Raw genomic sequence first — 15,147 nt, 5'->3', positions numbered from 1 at the left:
GGGTATGACTACATTGGCAGAACGAACTGAGAATACCGCGACCGCGGGGGCTGATCTGCACCTTTCGGGCCTTTCGAAGCGGTTCGCCAGCTTCACCGCGGTCGAGGAGCTGGATCTGCTGGTTCCCTCCGGCACCTTCTTCGCGCTGCTCGGCCCCTCGGGCTGCGGCAAATCCACGACCCTGCGCATGATCGCGGGCCTGGAGGCGCCCAGCGAAGGCAGCATTTCGATCGGCGGGCAGGATGTGACCGCGTTGCCGAGCCACCGCCGCCCGGTCAACACGGTCTTCCAGTCCTACGCGCTATTCCCGCACATGTCGGTACTGGAGAACGTGGCCTTCGGGCTCAAGCGCACAAAGGACAAGCAGGCGATAGCCAAGGCCAAAGCCGGACTGGAACTGGTGGAGCTCATCCATCTGGCCAACCGCAAGCCGGCACAGCTTTCCGGCGGCCAGCAGCAGCGCGTGGCCCTGGCCCGCGCGCTGGTCAACCGCCCGCAGGTGCTCCTGCTTGATGAGCCGCTGGGCGCGCTGGATATGAAACTGCGTCGGCAGATGCAGCTGGAGCTGAAAAAGATCCAGACCGAGGTGGGCCTGACCTTCATCCACGTCACCCACGACCAGGAAGAGGCGATGACCATGGCCGACGTGGTTGCCGTCATGAACGGCGGGCGGATCGAGCAAATGGGTCCGCCGCGCGAGCTGTATGAACTGCCGCGCACCGCGTTCGTAGCCAATTTCCTGGGCAAGTCCAATCTGATGCGCGGCACGGTCACCGGCGAATCCAGCGGCCTGCTCAGCGTGGATGTCTCCGGGCGAACGATCCTGCTTCCGGCCGAGCGCGCGGTGCAGAAATCCGGGGAGGTGGTGGTTGGGGTACGCCCGGAGAAGATCACCATCGACCGGGTCGCCGCGGCCGGGGAAAACCAGCTCTCGGGCAAGGTCATCGACGTGTCCTTCACTGGTACCACCACCGAATACCTGGTTGAGGTGGAGCAGATCGGGCTGATCGGCACCTTCTCGCAGAACCGCGGGCAGCAGCCGGCGCACGAGGGGGACATCGTGTACCTGGCCTGGGACGCCGAGCACTCTTTCGGGCTGGCCGGGGACGAAAGCGTGAACGCGGGAGTCGAATCATGAGCGTCGATCTGCGCAGCAAGGACGAGGTGCGCGCGGAGAGACGCAAGAACCGCACCGGCATCTACCTGATTTCACCGGGCCTGCTGGTGCTTGCCCTGTTCTTCGCGTTGCCCGTGGTCATCCTGTTGGCGATGAGCTTGTACGTCAAGCCGCCCGGGGCGGAGATCGGCGAATTCGTGCCCGGCTTCGAACTGGGCAACTACGCCACCGTGCTTTCGGCCTACTGGCCCGAATTGCTGCGTTCCTTCTGGTTCGCGCTGATCGCCACGGTGCTGGCGCTGCTGATCGGCTTCCCGATGGCTTATCTGGTGGCGGTGCGGCTGCGTGAGCGCACGCTGCTGCAGGGCATCTTGCTGGTGCTGCTGATCGCCCCGTTTTTCTCCAGCTTCATCCTGCGCACCCAGGCGTGGAAGCAGATCCTGGCCGACGAGGGCTTTGTCGCGCAGGCTCTGAAGTTCATCGCGATCCTGCCGGCCGACGGGCACCTGACCGCCACGCCTTTCGCGGTGGTCGCGGGCCTGACCTATAACTTCCTGCCCTTCATGGTGCTGCCGATCTACGCGAACCTGGGCCGGCTGGACACCCGGCTGCTGGAAGCCTCGGGGGACCTCTACGCCAGCCCGATGACCTCCTTCGCCAAGGTGACGCTGCCGATGAGCGCCCCGGGCATTTTTGCCGGCACCCTGCTGACCTTCATCCCGGCCGCCGGCGACTACGTGAACTCGGCGCTGCTGGGCAATAACAGGGATACCACGATGATCGGGCAGGTGATCGACTCGCGGTTCTTCAAAGTCATCGACTACCCCGGTGCTTCGGCATTGAGCTTCATCCTGATGATCTCGATCCTGATCCTGGTCACCATCTATATCCGCCGTTTTGGCACCGAGGAGCTGATGTAGCGTGAAGAATATTGGACGCTGGCTGATCCCTGTCGTTGGCGGCGCGGCCTTCATCTACCTGCTGGTGCCGATCGCCTACATCTTCGTCTTCTCCTTCAATGATGGCGGACGAGCCAACCTGCAGTGGCAGGGATTCACCCTTGATAACTGGCTCAACCCCTGCGGCGCTCCGGCGGTGTGCGAATCGCTGGTCCATTCCCTGCAGATCGGCAGTGTCGCGACGATCATCGCCACTGCCTTGGGCACCGGGATCGCGATCGGGCTGGTGCGCTACAAGTTCCGCTTCCGCAAACTCACCGATGTGCTGATCATCCTGCCGTTGGCCACACCGGAAGTTGTGCTCGGCGCCTCGTTGCTGGCGCAGTTCCTGAACCTGGGTTGGGAACTGGGGTACACCACCATCGTGATCGCCCATGTGGTCTTCTGCATGTCCTTTGTGATCGTGACCGTGCGGGCCCGTGTCTCCTCGCTGGATTCGCGCTTGGAGGAAGCCGCCGCCGATCTTTATGCCTCGCCGCGGGCGGCCTTCTGGAAGATCACCTTCCCGCTGCTGCTGCCGGGCATCGTGGCCGCGGCGCTGCTGTCCTTCGCGATGAGCTTTGACGATTTCATCATCACCAACTTCAACTCCGGGTCCTTCCAGACCTTCCCGAAGTTCATCTACGTTTCGGCCACCCGCGGCATCCCGCCACAGGCCAACGTGATCGGCTCGGCCATGTTCATCGTGGCCCTGCTGGTGGTGATCATCGGACAGGTGCTCAGCTATCGCAAGAAGAAGCAGCTGGAAAACGCCTAGACGCCAACGGGCCCGCACATTTTTGTGCGGGCCCGTTCTCTTGCGGGCTTTCGGCGAATACCTAGCTTTACAATGTAGTGTCAACGAAACTGGTACCTTGATGCCCTGTTTTGGCAGGCCTTGAACGATTGGAAACTCCATGAGCGATCAGCCCGTGTGGCTTACGCAGTCCGAACGCGACGCATGGCTGGGATTGCAAACCGTCATGACGCTGCTTCCGGCGACCTTGGATTCCGATCTGCAGGGCCTGGAAGGCATCACGCTGTTCGACTACCACATGCTGGCCATGCTCTCCGAGGCCGAGGACCGGAAGCTGTCGATGACCTCCCTGGCATCCCATACCAGTGCTTCGCTTTCGCGCCTGTCCCACGTGGTGAAGAAGCTGGAAAGCCGCGGGTGGGTCGTGCGCGAGCAATCCGATGAAGATGCCCGTGTGAAAATCGCCTCATTAACCGACGCCGGCTGGGACGCGGTGGTCAACATGGCGCCTCATCATGTGGCTACGGTTCGGGCGCTTCTGTTCGATCCCCTTGATGACAAGGACGTTAAGAATCTGAGTGCGATTATGCGCAAGGTGACCGCCACGCTGGATCAAGACCACTGGATCCTGAAGCCGGGCGCGACCGATTTGGAACACTGAGGATTTCTCGATAAGCTAATCAGGCGTTAATCGCGTGTGTTGTTATGCCGTCTAACGGCGGAACAACGACGCGTTGCCCGTAATACCGAATATCGTGGCCAACTGAGTACGGGGAAATTGCTCGACCGGTTGCGAAGTTCACCGACTTACATACTTTAAGGCTCTTCGGTTGGTTCTCACCCAGCCTGGTTACCTTCCTAGTGTGCAGTATTAACGGTGTTTCACTGGTTGGCGGGACTCATAACGCATCAAGCGGTGTCGATATTTAGGTATGGGCACTGTGCGCGAGTACCGCCGAATTTTACTACTAACTAACTGAGGAGTGATCATGGCAGCTGTTTGCCAGGTAACCGGTACTACTCCGGCCTTCGGACATAGCATCTCCCACTCGCACCGTCGCAATAAGCGTCGTTTCGATCCGAACATCCAGAAGAAGACCTACTACGTGCCTTCGCTGCGCCGCAAGGTGACCCTGACCCTCTCGGTCAAGGGCATCAAGCTCATCGATGCTCGTGGAATCGACGCTGTTGTTGCAGACCTGATTGCGAAGGGTGTGAAGCTCTAAGATGGCAAAGAAGGATAAGGACGTACGTCCGATCATCAAGCTGAAGTCCACTGCTGGCACCGGTTTCACTTACGTAACTCGTAAGAACCGTCGTAACGACCCAGACCGCATGGTTCTGAAGAAGTACGATCCAGTAGTCCGCAAGCACGTTGAATTCCGAGAGGAGCGCTAAGACATGGCCAAGAAGTCCAAGATCGCAAAGAACGAACAGCGCAAGGTCATTGTCGAGCGTTACGCTGAGAAGCGCCTCGAGCTGAAGAAGACTCTTGTTGACCCAAATGCAACTGACGAGGCTCGTGAAGCCGCCCGCGTAGGCCTGCAGAAGCTGCCACGCAACGCTTCGCCAGTGCGCGTTCGCAACCGCGACTCGATCGACGGTCGCCCACGCGGCACCTTCCAGAAGTTCGGTATCTCCCGTGTTCGCTTCCGCGACATGGCACACCGTGGTGAGCTTCCGGGCATCACCAAGTCTTCCTGGTAAGACCTGCAAGTCATCTGGCTTAGCGAAAGCCGCCTTCCCTTCCGGGGAGGCGGCTTTCGCCGTTAAGCACTAGTTCTTGCGCTGCCACCAACGGCGCTTGGCCGGGACGGCAGGGGCGGGCGAGCTGACGCTGGCGCGGCGCTGCTGCCAAGCCAGCACCTCAGCGGTGGCGTCACGAATGGCCGTAATCACCGGAGGGCCACCGAGCAGCTGGCGCCGGGCCTCGATAATCCGCTGATTGAAATCCTCGATGTGCTCGCGCACAGCTCGATCGGTGGGCAGGCGATCCAGGGTCTGCTCCATCTGCTCGTCCTCCACCCGCAAGGTCAGGGCCGGGGGACCCAGGCCGGTGATCTGCTCGCGGCGCATCATCGATTTGAGCCACCAGTCCGGATCGTCATTGCTGGTGATATGGTCGATCTTCTGCCCTGCCAGGGCCAGATGATCGAAGTCTCCGCGGGCAAAGGCCTCATCGAGCACCGAATTGGCCACTTCCCAGGCTTCGTCCTCCGCATGAAGCTGCAGCGGCGTCTTCTGCTTGGCCACCGGAGCCATGCCCGTGGCCTGCGCATACTCATCCACCGGCAACGGCTCGTCGCCGGCCTGCTCCATCTGGTACCGTGCGGCGTTCAGCGCGGCATCCTTCTTGTCCTTCATACTCCTATCGTGGCATCACCACTGATGGCCGGCAACTGTTTGGTGAACGGCAGGTGCCCGATGCTCTCTGGATCGGCGGCCAGATCAAACTGGGGCTGGTAGCCGGCGTTGAGATACAGGTTCAGCGCCTCTGGCTGCCGCGGGCCGGTAGTGAGGTAGAGCTGTGTATAACCCAGGTCGATCGCCGCGCGTTCCAACTCGGCTAGAACCCTTCGGGCAAGCCCGCGTCGACGATGATCTTCGTGGGTCCAGATGCGCTTGAGCTCGGCGGTGTGCTGGTCATAGCGTCGAAGTGCACCACCTGCAACGGTCTGGCCGGCTTCTTCGAGAATGACAAAACGGCCTAGCGGATCAGTGAATTCGTGTGAGGGGAAGCGGTCGAGTTCCTGGGCCACCGATCCGTTTCGATCCCCATAACGCTGGGTATATTCCTCGGTGAGCCCGGCAAAGAGCGGGGCGAGGCGCGGGTCGCCGATCAGAACGGCGTGGGCGGTGAGCGCGGGGGCTTGTGTCATGGCGAATCCTCGATTCTAGGCGATGCTCTGGTGGGCTTGTGTTACGGCACCGGCCAATTCCCACTGGTCCATGGTTGCCGGAGCTGAGAGCAGCTCGCGGGCCAGTGCGTCGCTATCGGCAAAGGGTGCGGAGTTGGACTGCGGGCGGGAGAATGCTCCGGCTTGGAACCTGCCTACGGCGGCTCCGGTAGCAAAGAGCCAACGCTGGATGCGACCTTTGCGGCCAATGGCTTGGCGCAGTGAAGTGATGTGCATTTTTCCTGAACCTCCGGGTTCTTCGGTGATCAGTCCTTGGCGTAGGAGCGAGGCCAGCAGGGGATCGGTGCTAGTTGAAATGCCAGTGGCCGGCAGCCTGGCTTCAATCAACCGCGGGGCATGCACGGTACCGGACAGGGTGTGCGCGCTGAACAGTTGGCGCCCGGCATCAAATCCGAAGCTGGTTTCCGGGCCTAAGAACTCGATGAATCCGGCCTCGTGCAAGGCCAGCAGTTCGCGTAGGCGATGTGCTGGCGGACCAGAGTCGACAAAGCTGAAAAATCCTTGCCACCAGGTGGCCAGTTGGGCTCGCCCGGACTGGCTGAGCTTGTCGTGGACGAGCGGGAGGGTGACAAAGCAGCGCAGCAGACCAAAAAACAGGGCGTGAAACTGGGGATGATCCGGCGAATCGCGCAGCCGCAGATCCTGGCGAATATGATCGCGCACCAGCATGTCGAGTTGTGCACGATCGCCGTGGGCAGGCAGCGGGCGGGGGATAGGCAGCGGGAACTCGAGCTCCTCGAATTCCAGCCGATCATCGGGGGCGACAAACCGGGCCACGAGACTTGCTCGTTCGGGCGAATACCACGCGATCGAATCGTAGGCGGCCAGGAAATCATCCCACCCGCCGCGCAGCCGTTCGGGGCGTGTGGCAAAGAGCTCGCGGTAGTAGAAGTGTCCGGTTTCTTTGGCGAGCAACGGCCAAATATGGGCAAAGAAGTCCAGCTGGCCGTAGCGCTGGTGCAACCTCGCCACCGCGTCCTCGGTGAAGTAGCGGGTGGTCAGCTCGGCAGTTGCAGTGCTTCGGATTTTGCTGTGATAGGGCACCCCGCGCCGGGAACCGGCCAGGAGTTTTGGTTCCCGGCCACTGGGAATGTACCGCAAGGCCCCGGATTCGGCGTGCTCGAAGCGGCCACCACGACCTTCAAAAAGCAGGACAAAGAGATCGGTGAAGGCCAGGCCCATCCCCGAGACGAGCGCTGTCGTGCCCGGCAGCAGGTCATCGAAGTTGATGTCGTTGGTATAGCCCGGCGGGGTGTAACCCAGATGATCGGCGCTATCGGCATGCGCGGAGAATTCTGACGCTCGGACATCGGCGTGAAGCGCGGCATCAAGGTGGCCCTGGACAAGAACCACCTGATCGGCGACGATTACTTCGCCGGAAGCCAACAGCACTTCATGAGTGTTGGACCCCGGGATCAGATCCACCGCGGTATCTTCATGGACCTGAATGGAATCGGGAGCGGTGAAAGAAGCCTGGACCCGGGCGAAAAACCAGCGCAGGTAGCAGGACTGAAGCCGGCGGGTCGGGAAATCCTCTGGGCCCAAGGATGCGATTTCGGCCTCCAGCAGCGGGTCGGCCAGTACCAGGGCTGGTACATCGGGCAGCTGTCCGTCTCGAATCAGCCGTACCCACTGATCCAATGCTGGGCCGTCCTTGCTCGGACCCAAGCACTGCACCGAGTCATCGGTGAACATCGTGACATCAGCGGCGCGCGAATTCAGTTTGAGCAGAGGACTCTGATCTTCGCGCCAGATGCGTCCGGCGCCAACCGGGAACGGGTCGACGATATGGAGGTGAAGCTCGGTATTTTCCAGCAAGGCCCGGTTGGCGCTGATGCGCTCCAGAATTATCGAGGTCCGGGGTCCGCCGCCGATGAAAACAATGTGCTGCTTGGTCATTTCTCTCCTTGGGCCGGCCTGACGCGTAGGGAATCTGTTGGTTAGCGCCAGATTAGAAGTGTGAGAAGGTGCGTATCCAGCACCCCGACTCACAACGTCGCAGAGGTCGTCGCCGGGGCCATGCAAGGACATAATTCGAGATAAAAATGTCCCGGACAGCTGTCACAAATTGTCACTTCGACACATGGTGTCCTTGGGTGAACGAGCGTGAATCTCCCAGATGCATCGGCTCTGATTTCGGTTCTAACGTGAGGTCAACAGAGTCGAACTCACGAAGGAGGAACCGATGCCGTCGGCAACCAACGTCACCGAATCGCAGGCTGTACAGGAACCCGCCGCAGTGCCCACCCAGCAGCTCGCGGTCGCTGATCCAAGCCGGGAAGCAGCGCAGAATTACGCAGACTACGCCGTGGTCGCCGCGCGCCATCCATGGCGTTGGGTGGGCACCGTGGTTGTCGCTGCCCTGGCTGCTGCGGTGCTGTACTCCCTGCTGACCAACCCACGGTGGGAATGGGGCGTGGTGGCTCAATGGTTCACCGCTGAATCCATTCTTCGAGGTCTAGGCCAAACACTGAAGTTGACCTTGATCTCCGGCAGCTTGGGCTTTGCGCTTGGATTTGTTCTGGCGTTGATGCGGCTTTCCAGCTCGCCGCTATTCAGCTCGGTGTCCTGGACCTTCTCCTGGATTTTCCGTTCCACCCCGTTGCTGGTGCAGCTGCTGCTTTGGTACAACCTCGGCTACCTGTATGAAACGATCCGCCTCGGCGTCCCGTTCACCTCGCTGACCTTTGCCGAATTCCAGACGACCAGCCTGATCAGCCAGTTTGCTGCTGCGGTACTGGGATTGACGCTGAACCAGGCGGCCTACAGTGCCGAAATCATACGTGGTGGCATCCTTTCGGTAGACCAGGGCCAGATCGAAGCGGCCACGGCCCTAGGTATTCCACGCTGGCGCCGATCAACCAAGATTGTGCTTCCACAAGCGATGCGCGCCATCTTGCCGACCGCCTTCAACGAAATCATCGGCTTGGTAAAAGGCACCTCGATCGTTTACGTGTTGGCCTATTCGGAACTGTTCTACACCGTGCAGGTGATCTACAACCGCACGCAGCAAGTGCTGCCGATGCTCTTGGTGGCCACTATCTGGTACATCGTGATCACTTCGGTGCTCAGCGTCGCCCAGTACTACATTGAGCGTCACTATTCACGCGGCGCACTTCGCACTCTTCCACCCACACCACTGCAAAAACTGCGTGCCTTCTTCAAGATCCACGCCAACGCCAAGATCAACACCTCGAAAGGACAGCCATGAGCCTGGCAACTAAGGAAGCCACCACGCGCGGAGCGGTGACGGTGCGTTCGGTCGATAAAAGCTACGGCAACCAGCAGGTGCTGCACGAGGTGGACCTCGACGTTGCCGAAGGCGAAGTACTGGTCATCATTGGGCCCTCGGGCTCAGGAAAGTCCACCTTGCTGCGCACTATCAACCACCTTGAAAAAGTCGACCGCGGAACGATCAGCTTGGATGGGGAACTGATCGGCTACAAGGTACGCAACGGCAAACTTCATGAGCGACCAGAATCAGAGATTCTCGTACAGCGCACCGAAGTGGGCATGGTGTTCCAGAACTTCAACCTCTTCGGCCACCTCACCGCGCTGCAGAACATCATTGAAGCGCCAATCCATGCCCGGAAAATTCCCAAAGCCAAGGCCGTAGCACGAGCCAAGGACCTATTGGACCGTGTGGGATTGGCGGATAAGGCCGACGCCTATCCGCGTCAGCTTTCTGGCGGACAACAACAACGCGTAGCGATCGCCAGGGCGTTGGCCTTGGATCCCAAAGTGGTGCTTTTTGATGAGCCAACCAGTGCCCTGGATCCCGAGTTGGTCACCGAGGTACTAGAAGTCATCAAGGATCTTGCCAAATCCGGAACCACGCTGATCATAGTCACCCACGAAATCGGTTTCGCCCGAGACGTCGCGGACCGAATCATCTTCATGGATGGCGGACGAGTAGTCGAGCAAGGAACCCCGAGCGAACTACTGACCAATCCTCAGCACGACCGCACCAAATCGTTCCTCTCCAAAGTCATTGAACCGGCTTTCAACATCTAAAGTTTCGTCAACAAGGACTCGCACCATGAAAAAGTACGCAGCTGCATCTGCCCTAACAGCTCTCAGCCTGATCGGCTTGGCCGGATGCGCCGACCCAGGAGCCGCCGCTCCGGCAGCGTCATCGGATTCTGAAGCCCAGGGCACTACCTACAACACCTCACCCGACCAAGATCGCATCCGCGCCACCAAGGATGTCAAGCTGGCCGACGCGGTGCCTGAAAAGATCAAAAAAGATGGCAAATTGACCGTTGCCACCACCGCAGGTTCGGTACCTCTGTCCTTTCACGCCACCGATGAAAAAACCGTGATCGGTACGGAAGTGGACCTGGCGCAGATCGTCGCGGACAAGCTGGGCCTAGAACTGGATCTACAGGTCACCAGCTGGGAGAACTGGCCCCTGAAAACTGAATCGGGCGAATTCGAAGCGGTCTTCTCTAATGTCGGGGTGAACGCTGATCGAGTTAAGAAGTTCGACTTTTCTACCTACCGGGCGGCCTACATGGGATTTGAGGCTCGTGCCGATAGCGGCATTTCAGTGAAATCCGCGGATGACATTTCGGGCAAGAAGATCGCGGTAGGTTCTGGAACCAACCAGGAGAAGATCCTTCTGGCCTGGAACAAGGAGCTAGAAGGCAAGGGCGAGGCTCCGGCAGAACTGCAGTACTACTCCAGCGAAGCCGACACCATTCTGGCGCTCTCCTCAGGACGCATTGACCTGAACATCGCGCCGTATCCCTCCACCGTGTACCGCCAAAACCAACGTGATGACTTGAAGGTGGTCGGCAAGATCAACGCCGGTTGGCCTAATGAGACGCTGGTCGCCGCAACCACTAAAGCGGGCAACGATCTAGCCGAACTGATCACTGCGGCGTTGAACGAAACCATCGAGGATGGCACCTATGCCAAGGTGCTAGATCGCTGGGCGTTGAGCGAAGAGGGCCTAGCAAAATCGGAAACCATCAACGCGTCGAACTACAAGGGCAAATAATGCGTTTCCAGGTGCTAGACATTATTCCTCATCAGGATGACCCGATCACCGGTCTGCAGATAGGCACCGCACAGCGCTTTGAACAGGTCGTTCAGACGGCCGTGCGGGCAGAAGAACTCGGATTCGATTCCTTCTCCGTAGGGGAGCGTCACGCCGGGGCTTTCATTTCCTCATCGCCAGCAGTGGTCCTTGGAGCCATTGCGGCGCGGACCACGAGAATTCGCCTGCATACCGGTGTTGTTGTCCTTTCCATCCTTGACCCGGTGCGCGTGGCCGAGGACTTTGCCACCGTGGACCAACTGAGCAACGGGCGCCTGGAACTAGGAATCGGCAAGGGCAACGAGGTCGCGCATTTCCCGCTCTTCGGCCGAAAAGTTGAAGACCAATGGGATTTGCTGGAAGAGAACTATGAGCTGCTCAAAGCACTGTTCGGCGATCTGCCGGTGGACTTCGCCGGAAGGTTCCGCAGCAGCTTTGAACAGGTCACCACCACCCCGCGTCCGTATCAGTCATCGATACGGATTTGGCACGGTTCGGCCACCTCGCTTCGTTCGGCAGAACTGGCCGCGAAGCACGGTGACCCGCTGTTCTCCGCCAATGCGATCCAGCCCAAAGAGAATTACAAGGTGCTGATCGACCACTACAAACAAGCCTATGAGCAAGCCGGACATGATCCGGCAGGCAGGTATGTCGGATCAGGAAGCGGGGCCGGCGGGGTGTATTTGGCTGACAGCACCAAGCAGGCGATCAAGGAATTTGGGCCGGTGTATGAAGCGCTGACCGATCGACGTGACGTGCCAGGTAATAACACCCCGTATCGCAGCATCGAACACGCAGTCGCTGAAGGCCCGCTGTTGGTGGGCAGCCCGGAAGATGTGGCTGCGAAGATCCTGGATTACCACCAGAGCTTCGGCCACGACCTGCAATCCATCTCCCTGCCCGCAACCCAGCCCTACGCGGCTCAAATGGAAACCCTGGAACGCTTCGCCCAAGAAGTCATTCCACTGGTCAACACACCGACCACCCTGTGGACCGCACAGGATCCGCAAGCGGACAAGAACCTACGAAAGGAGTACGCACTATGAGCGAACGCTCAGTGCTACTGGCCCTGAATCTCGACGGTGCCGGAAACGATCCCAAGCACACTGCCTATCAAGCGTTGCGCGCTGAATCAGCCGGTTTCCATGCCGTGAGTTTTTCCAGCGACGGGTTGCTCGATGCCGTGCAGCGAGCTAGCTACACGGCGGCCCAAACGCGCCACATCGGTGTGTTGCCGGTGATCGATGCCCTATTCACCGAACCCTTCCACACCGCTACCCAATTGGCCAGTTTGGACATCATTTCCCAGGGCCGTGCCGGCTGGATCCTGGAGACGCATAACGACTCGGTACAGGCTCAGGCCGTGGGCCGCACCGTGTTAGCTGAAGATCAGCTCAGCAGGGAAGCCGCCGATGTGGTGACCACCCACCGCCGGCTCTGGGATAGCTGGGAAGATGGCGCGGTCATCCGCGATGTGGCTACCGGGCGCTATTTGGATGCGAACAAGTTGCACTACGTGGATGTTGCAGGCAAGGACTTCTCGGTGAAGGGACCGGCAATTACTCCACGCCCACCACAAGGGCAGCTGCCGATTATCGCCCCCGCCGACCTGCTGAGCGAATCAGGCTTGCAGCACTGCCGGCTTAATGGCACGGACGTTGTGCAGGTCAATAGCTCGAGCCTTCGTACCTTGTTGGCCCAAGCAACGGCTTCCAGTACCTCGGGAGCAGTGGCCATTGAGCTCGGCGTATACCTGGACGCCGCGGGGCAGACCGGGGCACAACGCGCGGCAGAAGTAGGGATCCACAGCAGTGATCGTGCGGTCTTTGCCGGTAGTGCCGAGGCGTTGATCAACTTCCTGAGTGATTTTGCTGAAGCAACGGCTAACCCGGCGGACCAGCGCCGCCACCTTGTGCACGTGTATCCCGGGGATCTTCGGATCGACGGATCGGTGCTGATCGACGAAGTACTTCCACAACTGAAGTCCAGCAATGTGCTGGCACCCATTTCAGCAACCTTGCGCGAGAGCTTCGCGTTGCCAGTAGCCCAGAACCGCTTCCAGGAGGCATCATGAGCACCCAGCATCAACTACGATTCGGCGTCTTCTACCAAGGCGTGAACTCATCCACCGTTTGGCGCAGCGAAGCCTCGGGATCACAAACCGACTTCGCCTCCTTCCGCCAGATCGCGCAAACCGCCGAGCGCGGCCTGTTCAGCGCATTTTTCCTCGGCGAAGGGCTACGACTGCGCGAACACTTGGGAAGGATCCACGACCTTGACGTGGCAGGCCGCCCTGATGCGCAAACCATGCTGGCGGCCCTTGCCGCAGTCACCAGCAAGATCGGTTTGGTCGCCACCCAAAACACCACCTACAACGATCCTGCAGACTTGGCTCGTCGGCTCTCCTCCTTGGATCTGATTTCTGAGGGGCGTGCAGCGTGGAATATCGTCACCACCCACAACGCCTGGACCGGCGCGAACTTCCGTCGCGGTGGTTACCTTGAGCACCACGAGCGTTACTCGCACGCTGAAGATTTTGTGCGTACCGTCCGGCAGATCTGGGACGGCGCCCCGGTGCATCACCGAGGTAATCACTACAACGTCGACTACACCGGCACCGTTCCGGCCAGCGCACAGCATCGTCCGGTGCTCTTCCAAGCCGGTGACTCAGCCCAGGGGCGCGACTTCGCCGCCCGCCAAACGGATGTCATTTTCTCCGCTCACGTAGGGCTGGAGGATGCTCTGGAATTCCGCAAGGACATCAACGCTCGGGCAGCGAAGGTGGGACGTGCGCAGAATTCGGTGAAGATCATGCCGGGCGCCGAGTTCATCGTCGCCCAGACCCCTGCGGCAGCCGAAGAAAAGTACCATTGGGTCCGCGAACGCCAGATTGGTCCGCAGCAGGCGCTGGCCTATCTCGAACAATTCTGGGGCACCCGGCTAGAGAGCGTGGATCCCTACGGGCCACTGCCGGAGTTTGATCCAGTCGTCGAGCAGAGCTCGGTCACCCGAGGTAGCGGCTTCCAGGGGGCCAAATCCCTAGAACTGGCAGCCGCTTGGCGTGCCGAAGCTAGCCAGAAGGGACAGAACATCATCGAGTTTGTCCGTTCCCGCTCACACCGTGCAGATCACACCTTTACCGGTTCCTATGACCAGGTCGCAGATCGATTGGCACAGTATGCAGAACTCGGCGCGGTAGACGGTTTTAATATCACCCCATGGCTGATTCCCACCGGACTGGATGACATCGTCAACCACCTGGTTCCTCGCTTGCAGGAGCGGGGCATCTACCCAGAATCCTACGCCGGAACCCTCCGCGAAAACCTGGGTCTGAGAATTGATGAAAACCACGAACAGCGCGCCTTGAAGCCAGCACTCGTAGAACAGGAAGTGTCATGAAGCAACAGCGAACTCGTATTGCCGTCACCATGATGGCGCTGATCGGGCTGGCGTCCCTGAGCGCTTGCGCCGACCCATCACAGGCAACCGAAGATACCCCATCGGCGACTGCCACCGATAACGCAACATCAGCCTTGAGCAGCCCCAAGCAGGTACGGCCACAAGTTGAGCTTAACAAGAGGGCCCAAGCTCTGGTTCCGGAGAAGATCGCCGCCGATGGCAAGCTGAGTGTGGTGACCGCACCGGGTGCTGCACCTTTGAGCTTCTACGCCACGGATAACACCACCCCGGTAGGCAACGACGCTGACATTGCCGCGGCGCTCGCCGATGCGTTGGGATTGGAACTGGACCTCGTCCCGGTCTCTTGGGCCGATTGGCCCTTGGGAATTGAATCGGGCAAGTATGAGGCTGCCGTCAGTAACGTGACGGTCACCGAGGAACGCAAGAAGAAGTTTGATTTCGCCACCTATCGCGAGGATTTGCTCGGCTTCTACGCCGACAAGGATTCCAAGATCGGCCCCATCACGAAGGCCGAGGATGTGGCGGGTCTGAAGATCATCGTCGGTTCGGGCACTAACCAGGAGAAGATCTTGGTTGATTGGGACAAGGCTAACCAAGCCAAGGGCCTGAAGCCTGTTGACTTCCAGTACTACGACGATGATTCAGCATCCACTTTGGCCCTATTGTCTGGCCGTGCTGATGCAAGTTTCGGGCCCAACGCCACCGGTGCCTATAAGCAGGCAACAGCCGGAGAGCTCAAGCAGATTGGCTTGTTCCCCGGAGGGTGGCCGGACACCGCGCAGGTAGCAGTGACCACCAAAAAGGGGAATGGATTGGCTCAGGCCGCGGAAGTAGCCTTGGACGGTCTGATCGAATCGGGCGCCTATCAGCAAATCCTCGACAAGTGGTCACTGAGCGAGGAAGGTATTACCGATTCACGCTTGAACCCTGAAGGGTTGGCGGGGTAGCAGTTGTAG

The 15,147-nt window shown here is 59.8% G+C and carries 17 protein-coding genes; 14 read left to right on the top strand and 3 right to left on the bottom strand.

The annotated features are described in order from the left end of the window. The first annotated feature begins 4 nt into the window (after window positions 1-4). From OF385_RS12370 to rpsN, 7 genes are all read left to right on the top strand, one after another. Window positions 5-1,138 carry an ABC transporter ATP-binding protein gene (locus OF385_RS12370; RefSeq protein WP_264275618.1) on the top strand — a complete coding sequence of 378 codons (1,134 nt, stop codon included), beginning with the start codon at window positions 5-7 and terminating at the stop codon, window positions 1,136-1,138. After that, a complete protein-coding gene (locus OF385_RS12365; RefSeq protein ID WP_264275617.1) occupies window positions 1,135-2,037 on the top strand; it encodes an ABC transporter permease in 903 nt (300 codons plus the stop codon). The genes OF385_RS12370 and OF385_RS12365 overlap by 4 nt, the downstream gene beginning before the upstream one ends. Window position 2,038: 1 nt before the next feature. Beyond that, window positions 2,039-2,833 carry an ABC transporter permease gene (locus OF385_RS12360; RefSeq protein WP_264275616.1) on the top strand — a complete coding sequence of 265 codons (795 nt, stop codon included), beginning with the start codon at window positions 2,039-2,041 and terminating at the stop codon, window positions 2,831-2,833. Between the two features lie 139 nt (window positions 2,834-2,972). Continuing rightward, the gene (locus OF385_RS12355) at window positions 2,973-3,473 is read left to right on the top strand and encodes a MarR family winged helix-turn-helix transcriptional regulator (RefSeq protein ID WP_264275615.1); all 501 of its coding nucleotides are present in this window, start codon (window positions 2,973-2,975) and stop codon (window positions 3,471-3,473) included. 328 nt (window positions 3,474-3,801) lie between these two features. Further along, entirely contained in the window at window positions 3,802-4,038 is a 237-nt protein-coding gene (gene rpmB, locus OF385_RS12350; RefSeq protein ID WP_022874360.1) for a 50S ribosomal protein L28, read from the top strand. A 1-nt stretch (window position 4,039) separates the two neighbouring features. After that, window positions 4,040-4,210 (top strand): 50S ribosomal protein L33, encoded by a 171-nt coding sequence (gene rpmG / locus OF385_RS12345; RefSeq protein ID WP_022874359.1) that lies wholly within the window; start codon window positions 4,040-4,042, stop codon window positions 4,208-4,210. Window positions 4,211-4,213: 3 nt separating this feature from the next. Continuing rightward, the gene (gene rpsN / locus OF385_RS12340) at window positions 4,214-4,519 is read left to right on the top strand and encodes a 30S ribosomal protein S14 (protein WP_022874358.1); all 306 of its coding nucleotides are present in this window, start codon (window positions 4,214-4,216) and stop codon (window positions 4,517-4,519) included. A gap of 69 nt (window positions 4,520-4,588) precedes the next feature. On the opposite strand, the gene OF385_RS12335 is transcribed toward rpsN, so the two are convergent. The 3 genes from OF385_RS12335 to OF385_RS12325 are packed head-to-tail and all read right to left on the bottom strand — an operon-like array spanning window position 4,589 to window position 7,629. Beyond that, complete coding sequence (locus OF385_RS12335; protein WP_264275614.1) at window positions 4,589-5,176, bottom strand: DUF1992 domain-containing protein; 588 nt, start codon at window positions 5,174-5,176, stop codon at window positions 4,589-4,591. Continuing rightward, window positions 5,173-5,691 carry a GNAT family N-acetyltransferase gene (locus OF385_RS12330; RefSeq protein WP_264275613.1) on the bottom strand — a complete coding sequence of 173 codons (519 nt, stop codon included), beginning with the start codon at window positions 5,689-5,691 and terminating at the stop codon, window positions 5,173-5,175. The genes OF385_RS12335 and OF385_RS12330 overlap by 4 nt, the downstream gene beginning before the upstream one ends. Window positions 5,692-5,706: 15 nt before the next feature. Further along, window positions 5,707-7,629, bottom strand: a complete 1,923-nt coding sequence (locus tag OF385_RS12325; protein WP_264275612.1) for an FAD/NAD(P)-binding protein — start codon at window positions 7,627-7,629, stop codon at window positions 5,707-5,709. 286 nt (window positions 7,630-7,915) lie between these two features. On the opposite strand from OF385_RS12325, the gene OF385_RS12320 reads away from it, so the two are divergent. The 7 genes from OF385_RS12320 to OF385_RS12290 are packed head-to-tail and all read left to right on the top strand — an operon-like array spanning window position 7,916 to window position 15,138. Then, window positions 7,916-8,941: an amino acid ABC transporter permease gene (locus tag OF385_RS12320; protein ID WP_264275611.1), complete on the top strand. Its 1,026-nt coding sequence runs from the start codon at window positions 7,916-7,918 to the stop codon at window positions 8,939-8,941. Then, complete coding sequence (locus OF385_RS12315) at window positions 8,938-9,744, top strand: amino acid ABC transporter ATP-binding protein (RefSeq protein ID WP_264275610.1); 807 nt, start codon at window positions 8,938-8,940, stop codon at window positions 9,742-9,744. The genes OF385_RS12320 and OF385_RS12315 overlap by 4 nt, the downstream gene beginning before the upstream one ends. Window positions 9,745-9,769: 25 nt before the next feature. Continuing rightward, window positions 9,770-10,732 (top strand): ABC transporter substrate-binding protein, encoded by a 963-nt coding sequence (locus OF385_RS12310; RefSeq protein ID WP_264275609.1) that lies wholly within the window; start codon window positions 9,770-9,772, stop codon window positions 10,730-10,732. Next, the gene (locus OF385_RS12305) at window positions 10,732-11,817 is read left to right on the top strand and encodes an LLM class flavin-dependent oxidoreductase (RefSeq protein ID WP_264275608.1); all 1,086 of its coding nucleotides are present in this window, start codon (window positions 10,732-10,734) and stop codon (window positions 11,815-11,817) included. The genes OF385_RS12310 and OF385_RS12305 overlap by 1 nt, the downstream gene beginning before the upstream one ends. Next, complete coding sequence (locus tag OF385_RS12300; RefSeq protein ID WP_264275607.1) at window positions 11,814-12,845, top strand: LLM class flavin-dependent oxidoreductase; 1,032 nt, start codon at window positions 11,814-11,816, stop codon at window positions 12,843-12,845. The genes OF385_RS12305 and OF385_RS12300 overlap by 4 nt, the downstream gene beginning before the upstream one ends. Then, window positions 12,842-14,170 carry an LLM class flavin-dependent oxidoreductase gene (locus OF385_RS12295; protein WP_264275606.1) on the top strand — a complete coding sequence of 443 codons (1,329 nt, stop codon included), beginning with the start codon at window positions 12,842-12,844 and terminating at the stop codon, window positions 14,168-14,170. Before OF385_RS12300 ends, OF385_RS12295 begins: the two co-directional genes overlap by 4 nt. After that, window positions 14,167-15,138, top strand: coding sequence for a transporter substrate-binding domain-containing protein (locus OF385_RS12290; protein ID WP_264275605.1), 972 nt, complete (start codon window positions 14,167-14,169; stop codon window positions 15,136-15,138). Before OF385_RS12295 ends, OF385_RS12290 begins: the two co-directional genes overlap by 4 nt. Window positions 15,139-15,147 lie beyond the last annotated feature (9 nt).

Source organism: Glutamicibacter sp. JL.03c (assembly GCF_025854375.1).
In the GTDB taxonomy this organism is placed as follows: domain Bacteria; phylum Actinomycetota; class Actinomycetes; order Actinomycetales; family Micrococcaceae; genus Glutamicibacter.
This window is presented reverse-complemented; position numbering and strand designations above follow the sequence as displayed.

What these genes read in the sequence shown, in the direction of transcription:
- OF385_RS12370 (WP_264275618.1), top strand. Translation starts at nt 5, where the DNA reads ATGACTACATTGGCAGAACGAACTGAGAATACCGCGACCGCGGGGGCT.
- OF385_RS12365 (WP_264275617.1), top strand. Translation starts at nt 1,135, where the DNA reads ATGAGCGTCGATCTGCGCAGCAAGGACGAGGTGCGCGCGGAGAGACGC.
- OF385_RS12355 (WP_264275615.1), top strand. Translation starts at nt 2,973, where the DNA reads ATGAGCGATCAGCCCGTGTGGCTTACGCAGTCCGAACGCGACGCATGG.
- rpmB (WP_022874360.1), top strand. Translation starts at nt 3,802, where the DNA reads ATGGCAGCTGTTTGCCAGGTAACCGGTACTACTCCGGCCTTCGGACAT.
- rpmG (WP_022874359.1), top strand. Translation starts at nt 4,040, where the DNA reads ATGGCAAAGAAGGATAAGGACGTACGTCCGATCATCAAGCTGAAGTCC.
- rpsN (WP_022874358.1), top strand. Translation starts at nt 4,214, where the DNA reads ATGGCCAAGAAGTCCAAGATCGCAAAGAACGAACAGCGCAAGGTCATT.
- OF385_RS12335 (WP_264275614.1), bottom strand. Translation starts at nt 5,176, where the DNA reads ATGAAGGACAAGAAGGATGCCGCGCTGAACGCCGCACGGTACCAGATG.
- OF385_RS12330 (WP_264275613.1), bottom strand. Translation starts at nt 5,691, where the DNA reads ATGACACAAGCCCCCGCGCTCACCGCCCACGCCGTTCTGATCGGCGAC.
- OF385_RS12325 (WP_264275612.1), bottom strand. Translation starts at nt 7,629, where the DNA reads ATGACCAAGCAGCACATTGTTTTCATCGGCGGCGGACCCCGGACCTCG.
- OF385_RS12320 (WP_264275611.1), top strand. Translation starts at nt 7,916, where the DNA reads ATGCCGTCGGCAACCAACGTCACCGAATCGCAGGCTGTACAGGAACCC.
- OF385_RS12315 (WP_264275610.1), top strand. Translation starts at nt 8,938, where the DNA reads ATGAGCCTGGCAACTAAGGAAGCCACCACGCGCGGAGCGGTGACGGTG.
- OF385_RS12310 (WP_264275609.1), top strand. Translation starts at nt 9,770, where the DNA reads ATGAAAAAGTACGCAGCTGCATCTGCCCTAACAGCTCTCAGCCTGATC.
- OF385_RS12305 (WP_264275608.1), top strand. Translation starts at nt 10,732, where the DNA reads ATGCGTTTCCAGGTGCTAGACATTATTCCTCATCAGGATGACCCGATC.
- OF385_RS12300 (WP_264275607.1), top strand. Translation starts at nt 11,814, where the DNA reads ATGAGCGAACGCTCAGTGCTACTGGCCCTGAATCTCGACGGTGCCGGA.
- OF385_RS12295 (WP_264275606.1), top strand. Translation starts at nt 12,842, where the DNA reads ATGAGCACCCAGCATCAACTACGATTCGGCGTCTTCTACCAAGGCGTG.
- OF385_RS12290 (WP_264275605.1), top strand. Translation starts at nt 14,167, where the DNA reads ATGAAGCAACAGCGAACTCGTATTGCCGTCACCATGATGGCGCTGATC.